The organism is Pseudorhizobium halotolerans (genome assembly GCF_902153235.2).
GTDB classification, from domain to species: Bacteria; Pseudomonadota; Alphaproteobacteria; order Rhizobiales; family Rhizobiaceae; genus Neorhizobium; species Neorhizobium flavum.
In genome coordinates this window covers 342,536-358,126 of record NZ_CABFWE030000001.1, presented here as the reverse complement: position 1 = coordinate 358,126, position 15,591 = coordinate 342,536, and the positions used below count along the sequence as shown (strand labels likewise).

General features: G+C 61.3%; 15 protein-coding genes. 8 read left to right on the top strand and 7 right to left on the bottom strand.

Annotated elements, in window-relative coordinates:
- Nucleotides 1–32: 32 nt before the first annotated feature.
- From FN060_RS01650 to FN060_RS01635, 4 genes are all read right to left on the bottom strand, one after another.
- Nucleotides 33–665, bottom strand: coding sequence for a 2-dehydro-3-deoxy-6-phosphogalactonate aldolase (locus FN060_RS01650; protein ID WP_183949713.1), 633 nt, complete (start codon nucleotides 663–665; stop codon nucleotides 33–35).
- Nucleotides 665–1,606, bottom strand: coding sequence for a 2-dehydro-3-deoxygalactonokinase (locus FN060_RS01645; protein ID WP_142586594.1), 942 nt, complete (start codon nucleotides 1,604–1,606; stop codon nucleotides 665–667). The genes FN060_RS01650 and FN060_RS01645 overlap by 1 nt, the downstream gene beginning before the upstream one ends.
- Nucleotides 1,603–2,373 carry an SDR family NAD(P)-dependent oxidoreductase gene (locus tag FN060_RS01640; protein ID WP_244665657.1) on the bottom strand — a complete coding sequence of 257 codons (771 nt, stop codon included), beginning with the start codon at nucleotides 2,371–2,373 and terminating at the stop codon, nucleotides 1,603–1,605. The genes FN060_RS01645 and FN060_RS01640 overlap by 4 nt, the downstream gene beginning before the upstream one ends.
- A gap of 141 nt (nucleotides 2,374–2,514) precedes the next feature.
- Nucleotides 2,515–4,020, bottom strand: a complete 1,506-nt coding sequence (locus FN060_RS01635; protein WP_142586592.1) for a globin-coupled sensor protein — start codon at nucleotides 4,018–4,020, stop codon at nucleotides 2,515–2,517.
- Nucleotides 4,021–4,263: 243 nt separating this feature from the next.
- Here FN060_RS01635 and FN060_RS01630 point away from each other — a divergent pair, with 243 nt between their 5' ends.
- Nucleotides 4,264–4,506: a DUF6074 family protein gene (locus tag FN060_RS01630; protein ID WP_052640660.1), complete on the top strand. Its 243-nt coding sequence runs from the start codon at nucleotides 4,264–4,266 to the stop codon at nucleotides 4,504–4,506.
- A gap of 160 nt (nucleotides 4,507–4,666) precedes the next feature.
- On the opposite strand, the gene FN060_RS01625 is transcribed toward FN060_RS01630, so the two are convergent.
- The gene (locus FN060_RS01625) at nucleotides 4,667–7,306 is read right to left on the bottom strand and encodes a bifunctional diguanylate cyclase/phosphodiesterase (protein ID WP_183949715.1); all 2,640 of its coding nucleotides are present in this window, start codon (nucleotides 7,304–7,306) and stop codon (nucleotides 4,667–4,669) included.
- 254 nt (nucleotides 7,307–7,560) lie between these two features.
- On the opposite strand from FN060_RS01625, the gene FN060_RS01620 reads away from it, so the two are divergent.
- Complete coding sequence (locus FN060_RS01620) at nucleotides 7,561–8,313, top strand: GNAT family N-acetyltransferase (protein WP_183949717.1); 753 nt, start codon at nucleotides 7,561–7,563, stop codon at nucleotides 8,311–8,313.
- 58 nt (nucleotides 8,314–8,371) lie between these two features.
- Here FN060_RS01620 and FN060_RS01615 read toward each other — a convergent pair whose 3' ends face one another.
- Entirely contained in the window at nucleotides 8,372–8,845 is a 474-nt protein-coding gene (locus FN060_RS01615; protein WP_185929029.1) for a hemerythrin domain-containing protein, read from the bottom strand.
- 215 nt (nucleotides 8,846–9,060) lie between these two features.
- Between FN060_RS01615 and napE the strand changes: the two genes are divergently transcribed.
- From napE to FN060_RS01585, 6 genes are read left to right on the top strand one after another with little or no spacing between them, the layout of a single operon-like run.
- The gene (gene napE / locus FN060_RS01610; protein WP_052640656.1) at nucleotides 9,061–9,252 is read left to right on the top strand and encodes a periplasmic nitrate reductase, NapE protein; all 192 of its coding nucleotides are present in this window, start codon (nucleotides 9,061–9,063) and stop codon (nucleotides 9,250–9,252) included.
- A gap of 7 nt (nucleotides 9,253–9,259) precedes the next feature.
- A complete protein-coding gene (locus FN060_RS01605) occupies nucleotides 9,260–9,751 on the top strand; it encodes a ferredoxin-type protein NapF (protein WP_142586588.1) in 492 nt (163 codons plus the stop codon).
- Complete coding sequence (locus FN060_RS01600) at nucleotides 9,744–10,031, top strand: chaperone NapD (RefSeq protein WP_142586587.1); 288 nt, start codon at nucleotides 9,744–9,746, stop codon at nucleotides 10,029–10,031. The genes FN060_RS01605 and FN060_RS01600 overlap by 8 nt, the downstream gene beginning before the upstream one ends.
- Entirely contained in the window at nucleotides 10,006–12,510 is a 2,505-nt protein-coding gene (gene napA / locus FN060_RS01595) for a periplasmic nitrate reductase subunit alpha (RefSeq protein ID WP_142586586.1), read from the top strand. The genes FN060_RS01600 and napA overlap by 26 nt, the downstream gene beginning before the upstream one ends.
- On the top strand, nucleotides 12,480–12,968 hold the full coding sequence (locus tag FN060_RS01590) for a nitrate reductase cytochrome c-type subunit (protein ID WP_142586585.1): 489 nt from the start codon (nucleotides 12,480–12,482) through the stop codon (nucleotides 12,966–12,968). The genes napA and FN060_RS01590 overlap by 31 nt, the downstream gene beginning before the upstream one ends.
- A 3-nt stretch (nucleotides 12,969–12,971) precedes the next feature.
- Nucleotides 12,972–13,676 (top strand): NapC/NirT family cytochrome c, encoded by a 705-nt coding sequence (locus FN060_RS01585; protein WP_142586584.1) that lies wholly within the window; start codon nucleotides 12,972–12,974, stop codon nucleotides 13,674–13,676.
- 28 nt (nucleotides 13,677–13,704) lie between these two features.
- Here FN060_RS01585 and FN060_RS01580 read toward each other — a convergent pair whose 3' ends face one another.
- A complete protein-coding gene (locus FN060_RS01580) occupies nucleotides 13,705–15,450 on the bottom strand; it encodes a SulP family inorganic anion transporter (RefSeq protein WP_142586583.1) in 1,746 nt (581 codons plus the stop codon).
- Nucleotides 15,451–15,591 lie beyond the last annotated feature (141 nt).

The following is a 15,591-nucleotide window of genomic DNA, read 5'->3' as shown; positions in this document are numbered from 1 at the left end:
GAGGCTTTGACAAGCAGAACCTGTGCTACGGCCTACATGGTGGATGCGGAATCGTAGGCGGCAATCGTGGCTTGCGCCCTCTCGAGGACCTCAGCGGCGCTCATGCCCGGTGTATAGAGGCTGGAGCCGAGACCAAAGGCGGTGATGCCGGCATCCATGTAGTCGCGGAAGTTCTTTTCGGAAACACCGCCGACGGCGGCAACCAGCAAGTCCTTCGGCAGAACCGCGCGGATCGCCGTGATACCCGCCGGGCCGAGTACATTGGCGGGAAAGAACTTGAGGCCGGTCGCTCCGGCCCTTGCGGCGGCCAAAGCTTCGGTCGGTGTGAAGACACCCGGAAGCGTCACCATGCCCCGCGCGGCAGCTGCGCGAATGACGTCCGGCTCCACGTTCGGGCTCACCATCAGCCTTCCACCTGCCCCATCAAGCCGTCCCACATCCTCCACGGTCAGCACGGTGCCGGCGCCGATCAGGCAATCGGCCGGCGCCAGTCTTGCGGCAATTTCAATGGAGCGAAAGGGTTCGGGAGAGTTCAGGGGAATTTCAATTGCCGTAAAACCAGCCTCGATCAGTTTGCCGACCACCGCTTCTGCTTCCGCCGGCTTCAGACCTCGCAGGATGGCGACAAGTGGATAGGCCATGTCTGGGAACGGGATGCGCGTCATCATGTGGTCCTCTGCAATTGAAGGGGCAGTATCTGACGGGCGGCCGCCGAAAGGCCGGCGCGAACGGCCTCGTCCGCGTCGATCGTGGTGAACGGCAGCGACACCGCAGCGAATGCACCCTCGTAGAGCCCTCGCAACCGTCCTGAGGCGACGAGGCGAATGGGGGCGGCCTGTGAATCGGAGGAAGACAAGCCGCCTGCGAGCTCAGCGCCGATTAGTACCCCCGACAAGCGCGCGGCGGCATCCGTGGACGTCAGTCCGGCGAGCAGCATGCCGGACCGAACCGTAAAGAGGAGGTTCGTGAGACGCTGCGGGGCTTCGAAGGCTGCGCGGACCGCTGCAGTGAAAACGGGATGATCGCCGTCGAACGAGCGGGCATCGGCAAGGGAATGCGCCAGCACCGAATGCTTGGAGGCCACCTCGAAAAGCTCGCCCGTCATGTAGGTGGAAAATCCGCTGACCGTCTCACCGCTGAGATGCACCCACTTCGAGTGCGTGCCGGGCATGCAAACGTTCTGCTCACCGCTTGGCGCAGATCCACCAATCGCACCAAGCAGTTGTGTCTCCTCACCACGCATCACGTCAGGAGCCTCCGGCGCACGCTGTGCGAGACCGGGCAGGATGTGGACCCTTCGGTTGCTTTCCGGGACCTCCACAGCGCCGGAGAGGACGGCGGGCAGCAGCGCCGGGACGTCCACGTAGCCGGCTTCGATCCAACCCTGGCGGGCGCCTGCCATCCCACAGATAATGACCGGCAGATCCGCCGGGGCTTCGACCGCCTGCAGGTGGCTTTCCAGGACCTGGGGGAAGCCCATCTTTGCTGCGGACGTCATGCCCTCGCCACTGCGGCGCTCGGCCAGAATTCTGCCGGCCGGGTCCATCAGCCACAGGCGGAAGCTGCTCGTCCCCCAGTCCACGGCGGCATAGGCGGGCGTGGTCAAAGCAATCCTCCGTCGATGATGATGGTTTGTGCCGTCATCCCAGCAGAGGCTGAGGAGGCTAGAAATAGGGAGGGGCCGACGAGATCAGCTTCCGTGAGCGGTCGCTTCAAGCATTGCCGGGCAACGGTGCTGGAGATACTCTCCTCCGTTAGCCACAAACGCTTCTGTCGCTCAGTGACGATCATGCCGGGCAGGATGGCATTCACTCGGATCCCTTCCGGCCCAAGTCGGCCGGCAAGGCTTTTCGTCAAGCCGATGATTCCGGCCTTGGCCGCTGCGTAGGAAGGCAGGTCGCCCATGTTGAGAAGATAGGAGATGGACGAGAAGTTGATGATCGATGCGCTGCACGCCTGCCGCAGATAGGGAAGGCTGGCCTGGGTGACGAAGAACATCTGCCTCAGATTGACGGCTTGGCTTTCGTCCCAATAGCCCTCGGTCACCTCGTCCACGTCATGCCGATCGTCCCAGCCGGCATTGTTGACGAGTACGGAAACGGAGCCGAGGCCGGCTGCAGCTTCCCGAACGGCATCCTGTGCCTGCTCGACGCTTCTCAGGTCAGCTTTGACGTATGTCACCGGGTGCATTGATCTAGCGGAGAGTTCAGACACCAACTCGTGGCTCGGCCCCTCTGCGATGTCGATGAAGGCGACCTTCGCACCCTGGGCTGCGAATCCCGCGGTCAACGCGGCCCCGATGCCCGAGCCGCCGCCGGTCACGAGGACACCCTTTCCGGCAAGATCGGAGTGCTGGACAATGGGTGCGGACAAGGCTTGCCCTTCCTGTCGGCGCTGCTTCGTCAGTTGCTGGTCTTCTATGCATGCAGTCACCAAAACACAAGAAGCCTCCAACGGAGGCCTCTTGATCTGTCGGCGCATTTTAGGAAGCGCGCCGGCGACGGAGGCTACTTCTCAAGCCGCCGTTTTTCTTATCGGCGACGCAGGGGTGGCATTCTGCTGACTTCCTGCGATACGGAAGCGCCCGATCAGTGCAGCCAAGCGCCCGCTAATTGCCGAAAGACTTTGTACCGAGGCATTCGCCTCCTCCATCAAGGCGGCGTTCTGTTGGGTGATCTGGTCCATGCTGCGCACCGCCGAGTTAATCTCGCCAATACCGGACGCCTGTTCCTGGGCGGATCGCGTCAAGGAGGCGATGTTCTCGTTGATCGAGCCGACCCGCTTCCCAATGGAACTGAGCGATTCACCCGTCAGATTGACGAGATCCACCCCGCGCTTGACGTCGGCGGAGGACCGGTCGATCAGTTCCTTGATTTCCTTCGCGGCAGCAGCGGATCGCTGAGCCAGCTCCCGGACCTCCTGGGCGACGACGGCGAAACCCTTGCCCTGTTCGCCGGCCCGCGCGGCCTCGACACCCGCGTTGAGTGCCAGAAGATTGGTCTGGAAGGCGATTTCGTCGATGACACCGATGATCTGGTTCATCTTCTGCGACGAACCTTCGATATCCCCCATGGCGGCAATGGCTTCCTTGACGATTTGCCCCGATTTCACGGTCTCCGATTCCGATTCCTGGACGACCGCCTGGACCTCGATGACGCGCTTTGCGGACTGGCCGGAGATCGTCGTGATCTGTTCCAGGGCGGCAGCGCTTTCTTCGAGCGCAGAGGCCTGATGCTCTGTCCGCTTGGCCATGTTGTCGGCAGCCGACGCGATGCCATCCACCTCAGCGCGCACCTCGAAGACAGCCTGGTTGATATCCTGCATCGCCGCTTCAAGCGCTGCCACGGACTCGTTGAAATTCGCCTTCAGTACGTCGAAGTGAGGGGCAAGCTGCTCACTCACCTGGCAAGTGAGATCACCTTGTGCAAGCCGGGAAAGAACAGTGGCGAGTGCCGACAGGGCAGCGTCCTGTTCTGCTTTTTCCGCCTGGCGCTGGGCTTCGAGCCGAGTACGTTCCTCAGTCAAAGCATCAAGATAGACCGTGATTGCATAGTCCATATCGACCAGGGCCGCCTTGGTGACGGCGGCAAGGTCGTTGCTCAGTTTCTCGGCCCTGCGACCGTGCAGGAAGCCCTTGAATTCCTCTTGAACGACCGCCTTGATGATCTGCTCGAGGATGAGGGCGTAGCCACCAATATACCAGCGCGGCTCAAGACCGATGCGCGCATGGGTTTTGCCAACGGTCGTTACACCGTCGACATAGTCGTCACGATAGCTTCCCGAAGCAATCAGGGTCCAGTGCTTTTCCTGGCGGGACTTGGCATGCGCAACGTGGGACTTTTCCTTGAAGAACTTCGCCGTGTGCGGATGGCGGGTGATCTTGCCATAGAAGGTGTCGAGGGCCGGGCCAAGGACGCGGCTGATGAGAGGCTGGATGCCGGAAAGGCTGCGCAATTGCGCGGCATCGAGCCCTACAAACTGCAGTCGGTCTTGAAGATCAGTTGTGCGGTGGTCTGGCATGGTGCCCTCTGTGAGATGTTTGTTATGGGCGCTACGAGGCGGGGTCGATCTACAATTCTCAATTCGCAATTAATTTAGCGTTAGCGATGATTGTCGCGGCATGTGTGAAAGAGCGAAGAGGCGGAGGGTTCTGCTACTCCTGAACAGTCCGATGCCTGGGTCAGGTTGCGATTCAGCTTTTGTGAAGGAAGTGACGCCAAGCTGGCACCTGAGTTCCGAATCGTTCCAGTGCCACGAGTAGATATGACCCTTCTCCAATTCCCGTCCCATCGCCGCGCTGCAGACATCCGTCGATGTGCAGCGACCCTTCGCGACCTGCATGGTGAGAAGGCCAACCAGTTCTGGCGCAATGAGATGGCTCTGCTGGTGTCAGCGCTCCGGGAGGTTGGGGCGTGCGAAGCGGAAATCTCGCATCAGGCTCAAATGTTCATGAATGCGGTTCAACTGGAGCTGCAGGCGGGCTTTGCCAGCGAATCCATCGGATAAGTAGCCGTTCTCAGCCCTTCTGCTTCAGATAGGAACTGGTGATGCGCTTCCTCCTGCGGGCTCGTGGTGCGCCTTGTCGACCAGTGCGCCTCAGCGTGGACTTACCAAGACGAACCCACCAACTGCCGCTGGTACTGATGAGGCGTCTCCGGACGATAAATCATGCGCGTCGCAAGCTGGCCAGTATCTTCGTTGCGGGGTAGCGTGACTGCCAGTCCTCGGCAAATGCCATCAGGTCCGCTGACGACATCGGACGGGCGAAGGCGTAGCCCTGCAAGGTCTGGCAACCCATCTCCCTCAGGATCTCCGCATGGGTCATCGTCTCGACGCCTTCCGCCACGATCCCGATCCCGAGCGAGCGTCCGATCTCGATGATTGACGCAACCAGGCGCCTCTGGGACTCCGAGACGTCGATGGGCGCGACCAGCTTCCGGTCGATCTTCAAGCGGTGCGGCGCAAGTTCCAGCAGGCTGACTATGGATGCATGGCCAGAGCCGAAATCATCGATCTCCACCTGTACGCCGCGCTCCTTGAGCAGGCGTATGGCCGCTTTCAAGTATTCTTCCTGATCCTCGAACGAGATGGATTCCAGGAGTTCGAAGGCAACGGTATAGCCGTCCGTGGGAAGGGCTTCCAACATTCCAAGCAGTTTCGGGTCCTTGAGACGCTGCGCTGAAATATTGACCGATAACTTTGGGATCTCGATGCCGTGGGCGCCCCAGCGCGTCATCTGGAACAGGGACTTCTCGAGGATCAGCGCGTCAATCTCGGCAACCCGACCGAGGCCTTCCGCAACCTCCAGGAACTTGTCGGGCGTCAGGATGCCCCGTTCGGCGTGCTCCCATCGCGCCAGCGCCTCAACGCCGCTGATAGCGAGGGTCTGAGCGTCGAACTGCGGTTGGAAGAAGGGGACGAACGCGTCGCCTTCTAGCGCTCTCAGCAACTCGTCCGCCGTCTGTTTCGTCTGAATCGTGACCGCTCGAAGATCATCAGAGAAGAACTCGACGCGGTTACGCCCTTTCTTCTTTGCCTCGTAGAGGGCGATATCGGCGTTCATCAGCAGTTGCTGCGGCGTCTCGCCGGCCATGGTCTGGCAGGCGATGCCAGCGCTACAGCCGATACGGCACTCCTGGCCTTCAATCTCGACGGGACGCGCCAGCATGGCGACGATCTGAAGGGCCACTTCCTGCGCCCGGTCCGCCGGATCAGGGCCGCAGGTGACGATCACGAACTCGTCCCCGCCGATCCGGGACACGACCTCCTCCGGGCCGACAATTTCCCGAAGCCGCGCCGTTGCGGCCTTCAGTACCTCGTCGCCGGTGCCGTGCCCAAGCGTATCGTTCACATGCTTGAAATGATCCAGATCGATATGAATGAAGGCGAGCTTCTGTGAAAGATCGGAAGTATCTGCCGTGACCATGAACTGGTCGAGAAACCGCCGGTTCGGCAGTCCGGTAAGGGCATCGTGCAGGGATTGATGCTCGAGGATGCGGCGCGTGGTCCGCAATTCCCGGTTCTGCTCCTCCGCCTTCGCTCTTGCTGTCCGCAACTCGACCTGCATGGCGATGTCCTCGGTGACATCCCAGTTGGCACCGACGACCCGCACTGTCCCGTCAGGAGCTTCCTCCACTGCGCCATGAGCGCGGATGTGGCGAATCTCTCCGGAGGGCAGGACTATCCGGAAGTCCTTCAGGTAGGGGAGACGTTGGTCGATCGACCGCTTGAATGTGGCCTGGGCGTCGATCAGGTCGTCGGGATGGAGCTTGGATGCCCAGTCCTGGAACGATCCCTGGTTCTGGTCATGGGGTTGACCATAGAGGTCGCACATGTGCGAATCCCACAGGAGATTGTCTGTCTCGGGGTGGTATTCCCAAACCCCGATCTTGGAGGCCTCAAGCGCCAGTTGTAGGCGGCGAGACAATACCTCCAGTCGTTCTTCGCGTTCCTGGAGCATCAGATGGTTACGGTGTCGTTGCTGCATCAACAGCCCCGCCCACACCAGAGGGGCGACGATGAAGAACGCTACGAGTGCTGCCAGAAAGCGGAACTGGGACATGTCCGAAGGCTCGCTACTCCACCCGCCTTTGGGAACTGCCGCGAGATACCAACTGTCGTAGCCCAGATCGATCGCTGCCGTCACCGGATCTTCAGAGAACAGCTCCGGCCGACCGAAGAAGACATCACCCTCGCGCGGCGTCGGGCGCCGCGAGATAGCAATATCGAGTGTCTGGGACGGCGAGTTGACGTTGCTGTCCCAGTAGAGCCGGTTGAGATCAATGACTACGGATACCAGACCCCAGAAGCGATTGGAACTGAGCGAGAAGACAGGGTACCGGGCAATCAGTCCCTGTCCGCCCTGGACGAGATCAACCGGGCCCGTGATCATTACCAGGCGACGGGCGACAGCCTGAACGGCCGTCTCTCGCTGGGAGGGTGTTGCCATGTAGTCGAGGCCCAGGCTGGCCTTGTTGGGCTCCTGGGGGTAGATCAACCGCACGACGAAGTCCGGTGCGCCGGCAACATTGCGGAGCTGGGAGGGGACCGCGAAGATCCTTTCCGCAACCGCTGCAAAGCGGGGCTGGCTCATATGCGGATCGGCCGCAACTGCTGCGACAAGACCGTGGACGAGGTTCACGTTCCCGTGCACGTTCGTTTCGAGGCGTGAGATGACGTCGGCCAGTTGTTCAGAAGCCTTAGTGCGCTGGGTTTCCCGATGCTGCGAAAGCCGACCGGAATCGGAGAGGGCGAAGATGATCAGAACGGTCGTGATCGCGAGTAAGGCCGGGACGTAATAGGTCAACCCCCACCTCTTACGGGTGGCGTTAGGAGCGCGATGAGGGGGCTCTGATTGCATAAGCTGAGTCCGCGAGTTCAATCTGCAATCTCTCCGATAAACTTTAAGATATTCTATCCCGGATTGCCGTGACTCGGTGGGCCTGCGCGACGCGAATGCCATTGCTGTCCTTTGGATGCTCGCGGGCCTAATCCGGTTGAACACTTAAACATGGCACGCATCATGCAGCGACATCCATCGACGAACTGATGGAGAGCAACATGGGCTACGAAGTGTCACAGAGCGAGCAGCCGGGTCTCGAAATGGGGCAGAAGGACGCCGCAAGGTGGCACAACCAGCCAAGCAGCCCGCACTTGCCGAGGACGCAAGATTGGCTGAGAAAGCAGCGGGGAAGGCTTGCTAGCAGGCTGGCCATGGGCCTTATTTCCTCGCAGTCGCGCTACGCCCTGCGGCGCGATCTTGAATTGCAGTTTGCTCCGCGACCCGCCAAGATCCCCATAACGGTCAGGCCGTTGTGCGCGGATGACCTCGATCTGCTGATGCCGCAGGATTATCCTTCAAGATCCTTCGACGAACAGCAGGAGATTGCATGGCGACGGAGTTTCGCCGACACAGTGGGAAGCGGTGGCTATGTGGTGATTGACGGTCGCGACGGTCGGCTGTGCTATGTGCAGTGGCTTCTCGGCGCATGGCAGAACGATCTGATCCGACGGCTGGGAGGCTTCCCGCGGCTTGATGAGGACACTGCGCTACTGGAGAACGCCTACACACCCCCTAGTCATCGCGGGTTGGGTACGATGTCCGCTGCGATGGCCCTGATCGCGGAGCGCGCGGCCTCGTTCGGTGCGCGCTATGTCCTCACCTTCGTCGGAACGGACAATGTTGCCTCGCTGAAAGGCTGCCAGAGGGCCGGATTCGAAGTGCACCTGATTCAGCGCCGCCTACGCATGGGGTACGGATTGATCGACGTCAGTCTGTACAGAAAGGGCGGCGTCAGCGACGCCCCGAAGTGACATCCCATCCGCGATGAGCAACAGGATTGGCGCCAGGCTCTCCGAAGCAGAGACCAGGTCACGTGGTGATCAGGCTCCGGTCGTCCTCGGCAGCGATCAGCGTCTCGAGCATGAACTGTTCGCACAGGATGTGGCGACGAAGAGCCTCGGCAAAGCCCGTCACGAGCTGTCGGTCGGCCTGCTCGCCTGGAGAATTGTTTCCTCCCTCCAGCCGGTTCAAGGCCTGCAAGACGCGCTTGCAGGCATGAGCGTCGCCGCGATGTTCGGCCCTCAAGCGTTGGACGGCGCCTGGAGAAAGCGGGGACACGACCGTCCTGTCGAAGCTCGCAAACAGGCTGCGCTCTTCCAACTCATGCGTGTCCTCCAGAAGCGGCTGCATGGCATCGGCAGCAGTTCGCCAGTTCTCCGGGGCAATCTCTGACGGACCAGAGGTAGCGATCTCCTCGAGCAGAAGGCAGAGCGAAAGAAGCGTATGGTGATTGCGCTCCAGCGCGGCAACATCTGCCGCTCGCAGTTCCGCTTTTCTCGTCATGGTTCTCGCAATCTTCTTCGCCATTAAGCAAAGAATTCTAGTCCGGCAAATGTTTCACGAGGTTGCGCTTCCGCAAACAAATTCAGCGGGGCGCACATGCCCGCTGGCAGTCACGAATCCGGCGTCGGCGCGGCCCCAGTGAAAATTGAGGGTGTTGACTTCAACGTCCCGCGGCCCATTCTTGATATGAGCCGAATGGGAATGAGGAGATTCGGATGGCTGACTACCCGGTCAACGATCCGCCGGCGAAGGCGCCAAAGTCACGACGCCGATCTGAGATCGCGACCTTTCTCGTTCTCGCATTCGGAATCTGGCCGATCGTTGCCGTTGGCGTGGTCGGTGGTTACGGTTTTCTGGTTTGGATGTATCAGATCATTGCGGGGCCACCCGGGCCTCCAGGCCATTGAGGCAGGCATGGGCGCGCCTCTTTCAAGACGTGACTTTCTGCGCGGGCGCGGCCCCACCAAGGCCAAGGTGGTTCCTCCCGGTTTCCTGGGTACCCGACCTGACGTCTGTTCTTCCTGCAGTCTATGCCGTGAGCGATGTCCTTCCGGCATCATCGTGATGGATCACGGCCTCCCTGCCCTCGACTTCACCCGGGGCGAGTGCACGTTCTGCGGCGAGTGCCGAACCCATTGTCCTGAGTCCGAAAATCTCTTTGCCGGACCTGTCCTTCTATCGCATGTCGTTGAGATCGGCGGCGGCTGCCTCGCCCTGAACGGCGTTGACTGCCAAGCCTGCCGCGATCACTGCCCAACCGACGCAATACGCTTTCGGCCACGCGTCGGTGGACCCTTCCTGCCCGAGATCAACGAAGATGCCTGCAGCGGCTGCGGTGCCTGCATCGGCGTGTGCCCGGTCGCTGCGGTCGCCGTCAAGGCTGCAAAGGAGTTCGCAGATGCCTGAGAAGCCCCAGCGCTACCACGTTTCCAGCGCAGTCGTGGTGACAAGACCGGATGCGGCCGACAGCGTCGCCGCAGCACTTGCAGTCATGGAAGGTGTCGAGATCTTCGCAGTCCAAGACGGCAAGATCGTCGTCGTCATCGAGGGCAGGACCAGCGGGCAACTCGGTGCTGTGCTTTCCGAGATCTCGGGGCTGCCCGGGGTCTTCGCTGCCAACATGGTTTTTGAACATGCAGAAGACGAGGAGGCTTTCGCTGATGAACGCAGAACTGACGCGGCGTAACCTGTTGAAGGCGCATGCGGCCGGCATTGCCGCGGCGACAGCGGGGATTGCGTTGCCGGCGGGCGCACAGCCGGTTCCCGGCGGCGTGGAGTCGCTGGAGATCAAGTGGTCGAAGGCGCCATGTCGCTTCTGCGGCACCGGCTGCGGCGTCATGGTCGGCGTCAAGGAAGGCCAGGTTGTCGCCACTCATGGCGACATGCAGGCGGAGGTCAATCGCGGCCTCAACTGCATCAAAGGCTATTTCCTGTCGAAGATCATGTATGGCGAGGACCGCCTGACGCAGCCGCTTCTGCGCAAGCGCGACGGTGCCTATGCGAAGGACGGGGAGTTCGAGCCGGTCAGCTGGGAAGAAGCCTTCGACGTCATGGCCGACCAAGCCAAGCGCGTCCTGCGGGAGAAGGGACCGACGGCAGTCGGCATGTTCGGCTCCGGCCAGTGGACGATCTTCGAAGGCTATGCGGCGACGAAGCTGATGCGCGCCGGCTTCCGTTCCAACAACCTCGATCCCAACGCACGCCACTGTATGGCATCGGCCGCTTACGCCTTCATGCGCACCTTCGGCATGGACGAACCGATGGGCTGCTATGACGATTTCGAGCATGCCGATGCGTTCGTGCTCTGGGGTTCGAACATGGCGGAGATGCATCCGATCCTCTGGACCCGGCTTGCGGACCGCCGCCTCGGGCACGAGCACGTCAAGGTCGCGGTGCTCTCCACCTTCACCCACCGCAGCATGGATCTGGCGGACATACCAATCATCTTCACGCCGAGCACCGACCTGGCGATTATGAATTACATCGCCAACCACATCATCACGACCGGCCGGGTGAACGAGGAGTTCGTCAAGAACCACACGACCTTCATGAAGGGCGTCGACAACATCGGCTACGGGCTTCGCCCAGAGGATCCGCTGGAACTGAAGGCGACAAACGCCGGCGATCCGACAAAGATGGAACCGATCGACTACGAGGCATTCAAGGCGTTCGTATCCGACTACACCCTGGAAAAGACGGCGGAACTCACCGGTGCCGATCCAGGATTCCTGGAGGAGCTGGCCGAGCTTTACGCTGACCCGGACCGCAAGGTCATGTCGCTCTGGACCATGGGCTTCAACCAGCACACCCGCGGTGTCTGGGCCAATCACATGATCTATAACCTGCACCTGCTGACGGGAAAGATTTCCGAGCCGGGCAATGGACCCTTCTCGCTCACCGGCCAGCCCTCCGCCTGCGGCACCGCGCGCGAGGTGGGTACATTCGCCCACCGCCTGCCCGCCGACATGGTGGTCACGAATCCCGAGCATCGGCACCATGCGGAAGAAATCTGGAGGCTTCCTGAAGGGCTTCTGCCGGACAAGCCGGGCTATCATGCGGTCCAGCAGGACCGTATGCTCAAGGACGGCAAGCTCAATTTCTACTGGGTTCAGGTCAACAACAACGTCCAGGCGGCGCCCAATACCGCTAACGAGACCTATCAGGGATATCGCAACCCGGACAACTTCATCGTCGTCTCGGACGCCTATCCGACGATCACTGCGCTGTCTGCGGACCTCATCCTGCCGGCCGCCATGTGGGTGGAGAAGGAGGGGGCTTACGGTAACGCCGAGCGCCGTACCCATGTCTGGCACCAGCTGGTGAACGCACCGGGGGAAGCCCGCTCCGACCTCTGGCAGATTGTCGAGTTCTCCAAGCGCTTCACGACGGACGAGGTGTGGCCGGCGGAGATCCTTGACGCCCATCCGGACTATCGCGGCAAGAGCCTGTTCGAGGTGCTGTTCAAGAACGGCAAGGTCGACCAGTTTCCGCTGGCCGAGGTGAACAAGGACTATGCCAACCGCGAGGCGGAGGCCTTCGACTTCTACATCCAGAAGGGTCTCTTCGAGGAATATGCCGAGTTCGGGCGCGGTCACGGGCACGACCTTGCCCCTTACGATACCTACCACGAAGTCCGAGGCCTGCGCTGGCCCGTGGTGGACGGGAAGGAAACCAAGTGGCGCTATCGCGAGGGCTATGATCCTTATGTGAAGCCCGGAGAGGGCGTGAAGTTCTACGGGCGCAAGGACGGCCGTGCAGTCATCCTCGCAGTTCCCTATGAGCCGCCGGCCGAGTCTCCTGACGAGGAGTACGACGTCTGGCTGGTGACGGGACGCGTGCTGGAGCATTGGCATTCGGGCTCAATGACCATGCGGGTGCCTGAGCTCTACAAGGCGTTCCCCGGGGCCCGATGCTTCATGAACGCCGACGATGCGCGCAAGCGCGGTATCAACCAGGGAGCAGAAGTCCGGATTATATCGCGCCGTGGCGAGATGCGCTCGCGGGTGGAAACCCGCGGTCGAAATCGCATGCCGCCGGGGCTGATCTTTGTGCCGTGGTTCGATGCAAGCCAGTTGATCAACAAGGTCACGCTCGACGCCACCGATCCCATCTCCAAACAGACGGATTTCAAGAAATGCGCAGTCAAGATCGTACCCGTCGCGTGAGCCGCGGCCCGATTGGAATTGTGGCAGCCTTCGCCGCCCTGTTCATGGCGACGATGGTTGTGGCACAGACGGTGCCACAGCTTTCCGGCCCTCCGGACAAGATGGAGAACGTCCCGGCAAGGCCACTGCCCAAGTGGACCGTCGATGATGTCCGCAAGATGCGAGCCTATCCGGACCAGCCGCCGGTGATTCCGCATTCGATCGAGGGCTACCAGCTGTCGGTGAACACCAACCGCTGCCTATCGTGTCACAAGCGGGAATTCACCGAGAGTTCGGGTGCGCCGATGATCAGCGTCACCCACTACATGACGCGGGATGGCCAGATGCTGGCGGATGTGTCGCCGCGCCGGTATTTCTGCACGGCATGTCACGTGCCGCAGGCGGAGATCAATCCACTCGTCGAGAACACCTTTCGCGACATGAGCGAAATGGGTGTGAAGCATCTCGGGGAGCACTAGAGAATGGAGAGGTTAAAACGTCTCTGGGCCTGGGTCTGGAAGGTTCTCAGCACGCCCGCCGCAACACTCAGCCTGGCCTTCCTGACGCTCGGCGGCTTCGTCGGCGGCGTCATCTTCTGGGGTGCCTTTAATACGGCGCTCGAGATCACCAATACGGAAGCCTTTTGCGTCAGCTGCCACGAAATGGAAACCAATGTTTACGAGGAGCTGACCCGCACGGTGCACTTCTCGAACCGCTCCGGCGTGCGGGCCTCGTGTCCCGACTGCCATGTGCCGCACGAGTGGACGGACAAGATCGCGCGGAAGATGCAGGCCTCCAAGGAGGTCTGGGGCAAGATCTTCGGGACGATCAACACGCGCCAGAAGTTCCTCGACGAACGGTTACGGCTTGCCCAGCATGAATGGGCACGCCTGAAGGCAAATGACAGCCTGGAATGCCGCAACTGTCATTCTTCCGTGGCCATGGATCTCTCGAAACAGACGGAGCGTGCGGCCAACATCCATCAGCGCTACCTGTTTTCAGGCCGCGCAACCTGTATCGATTGCCACAAGGGCATCGCCCATGAACTTCCGAACATGCAGGGTGTGGAGCCGGGCTGGCAGATGCCGGACGAACTCGAAGGCGAGGTCCTGCCGAGTGCGTCTGCACTCGACGAACTGCGAAAGGCAATGGACCAGGCACATGTTGGGCTGGCGAGCATGAAATAGGGCGGGTCGGCGCAGCCGATCAGTGGGGTTATACCGCCGCAGGAGCGGAGTTGAGCCTGTCGCTGCCGCCCCGCATGTTCAGACGTGCAAGGGCTGTCTCTATCGTCGTCTCGAAGTGGACCATTGGCGGCCGGATCCCCTGAGCGAATAATTCGGCCCTGAGCGCCTCGGTTGCTCCGGTCAGCAGGATTGTCAGTCCTCGGCGTCCGGCCTTGTGGGCAAGGTTTTCTATCGTGTTTGCGGCCGTCGAATCGATGAACGGAACCGCTTCCAGGTCAACGATCAACGCCCGGTGCCGATCGGAGATGCGGTCGAGTACGGCGCCGATCGAGGCTGCCGCGCCGAAGAAGAAGGCCCCGGATATGCGATAGATCATGATATCAGGATCGCTCGCAGCCGCCTCGTCATAGGCAGTTCGACCTCCCGTCGTAGCATCCGCCTCGTCCTCGGCCACGAATGGAGCATGGGCATGCACTGCGGTGGTCTGCGACATGCGGTGGATAAAGAGCACGGAACCCAGTGCGAAGCCGGCGATGATCGCCTCTGTCAGGTCCCTGAAGATGGTGAGAAGGAAGGTGACGAGCAGCACGGCCGCGTCACCCCGACTGGCCTTCAAGAGGGTCCAGAATGCCTGCTTCTCGAACATGTTCCAGGCCACGACGGCCAGCACACCCGCGAGGCTTGCCAGCGGAATGAAACTGGCCAGTGGTGCTGCAAACACTATGAACATCAGCAGGAAGAGCGCGTGCAGCATCCCCGCAACCGGACCATGGGCACCGGAACGGACGTTGGTGGCTGTCCGGGCGATCGTACCCGTCACGCAGAAGCCGCCGAAGAGGGCGGAGCCCATGTTCGCGACGCCCTGCCCCACCAGTTCGCAGTTGGAGCGGTGTCGGCGCCCCGTCATGCTATCTGCCACCACCGCCGAAAGCAGTGATTCGATCGAACCAAGAAGCGCGAAAGCAAAGGCCGAAGGCATGACGGCCATCATCTTCTCGATGGTAATCTGCGGCAGGTGAGGTGTGGGGAGCGAGCCGGGTATTCCGCCAAACGCGCTGCCGATCGTGCTGACCGGCAGGGCGAGCAGTGCCGCCGCCGCTGCAGTTGCGGTAACCGCGATCAGGAGGCCTGGCCAGCGGGGCCGCAGCCTCTTCAGCGCAACGATGATGGCGACGGTCGATGCAGAAAGGGCGATCGTGGCGGGGTTTGCTGTCGGCAGGTTGTTCCACAGGACGGGTAGCTTCTCCAGAAGAGCGCCCGGTTCGGCGGAGGCGAGAGTAAGCCCCAGCAATTCTTTGATCTGGCTGGCGAAGATGATCACCGCGACTCCGGCGGTGAAGCCCACGGTGACCGGGTAGGGAATGAACTTGATGTAGGTGCCGAGGCGCAGGAAGCCGATCGCCGCCAGAATGAGGCCCGAGATGAACGTCGCAAGGATCAGCCCGTCCATACCGTGCGCCTGCACCGTCGCCGCGACCAGCACGATGAAGGCTCCCGCCGGTCCACCGATCTGGAAGCGGCTGCCGCCGAGTGCGGATACGAGGAAGCCACCGATGATGGCCGTGTAGAGGCCTTGGGCCGGTGACGCGCCGGAGGCGATGGCGATCGCCATGGAAAGCGGCAGAGCCACGATGGCAACCGTCAAGCCGGCGATGGCGTCCGCACGAAGATGCTCCAGGCGATAGCCTTCCCGCAGGACCGTGACGAGCTTAGGCGTGAACAGCTCTGAGAACGAGGGTTCTTGTGGTCCAAATGTCGTCGTCGGGTGAGCCATGCGTCCTGCGACCTTCGCGGTGTTGACAAGCGCCTGCGGTGATCATTCCCCGCCGGTACCGTCCATTTTTGCATGAGGCCTCCTCCGTCCATCCGCCGGCGGTAGGCATATCGCCATACCAGTCAGCGTCGCGGAAGATTG

Coding starts and splice junctions, on each gene's coding strand:
- FN060_RS01650 (WP_183949713.1), bottom strand. CDS start 665: ATGACGCGCATCCCGTTCCCAGACATGGCCTATCCACTTGTCGCCATC.
- FN060_RS01635 (WP_142586592.1), bottom strand. CDS start 4,020: ATGCCAGACCACCGCACAACTGATCTTCAAGACCGACTGCAGTTTGTA.
- FN060_RS01630 (WP_052640660.1), top strand. CDS start 4,264: ATGACCCTTCTCCAATTCCCGTCCCATCGCCGCGCTGCAGACATCCGT.
- FN060_RS01620 (WP_183949717.1), top strand. CDS start 7,561: ATGGGCTACGAAGTGTCACAGAGCGAGCAGCCGGGTCTCGAAATGGGG.
- FN060_RS01615 (WP_185929029.1), bottom strand. CDS start 8,845: ATGACGAGAAAAGCGGAACTGCGAGCGGCAGATGTTGCCGCGCTGGAG.
- napE (WP_052640656.1), top strand. CDS start 9,061: ATGGCTGACTACCCGGTCAACGATCCGCCGGCGAAGGCGCCAAAGTCA.
- FN060_RS01605 (WP_142586588.1), top strand. CDS start 9,260: ATGGGCGCGCCTCTTTCAAGACGTGACTTTCTGCGCGGGCGCGGCCCC.
- FN060_RS01600 (WP_142586587.1), top strand. CDS start 9,744: ATGCCTGAGAAGCCCCAGCGCTACCACGTTTCCAGCGCAGTCGTGGTG.
- napA (WP_142586586.1), top strand. CDS start 10,006: ATGAACGCAGAACTGACGCGGCGTAACCTGTTGAAGGCGCATGCGGCC.
- FN060_RS01590 (WP_142586585.1), top strand. CDS start 12,480: ATGCGCAGTCAAGATCGTACCCGTCGCGTGAGCCGCGGCCCGATTGGA.
- FN060_RS01585 (WP_142586584.1), top strand. CDS start 12,972: ATGGAGAGGTTAAAACGTCTCTGGGCCTGGGTCTGGAAGGTTCTCAGC.
- FN060_RS01580 (WP_142586583.1), bottom strand. CDS start 15,450: ATGGCTCACCCGACGACGACATTTGGACCACAAGAACCCTCGTTCTCA.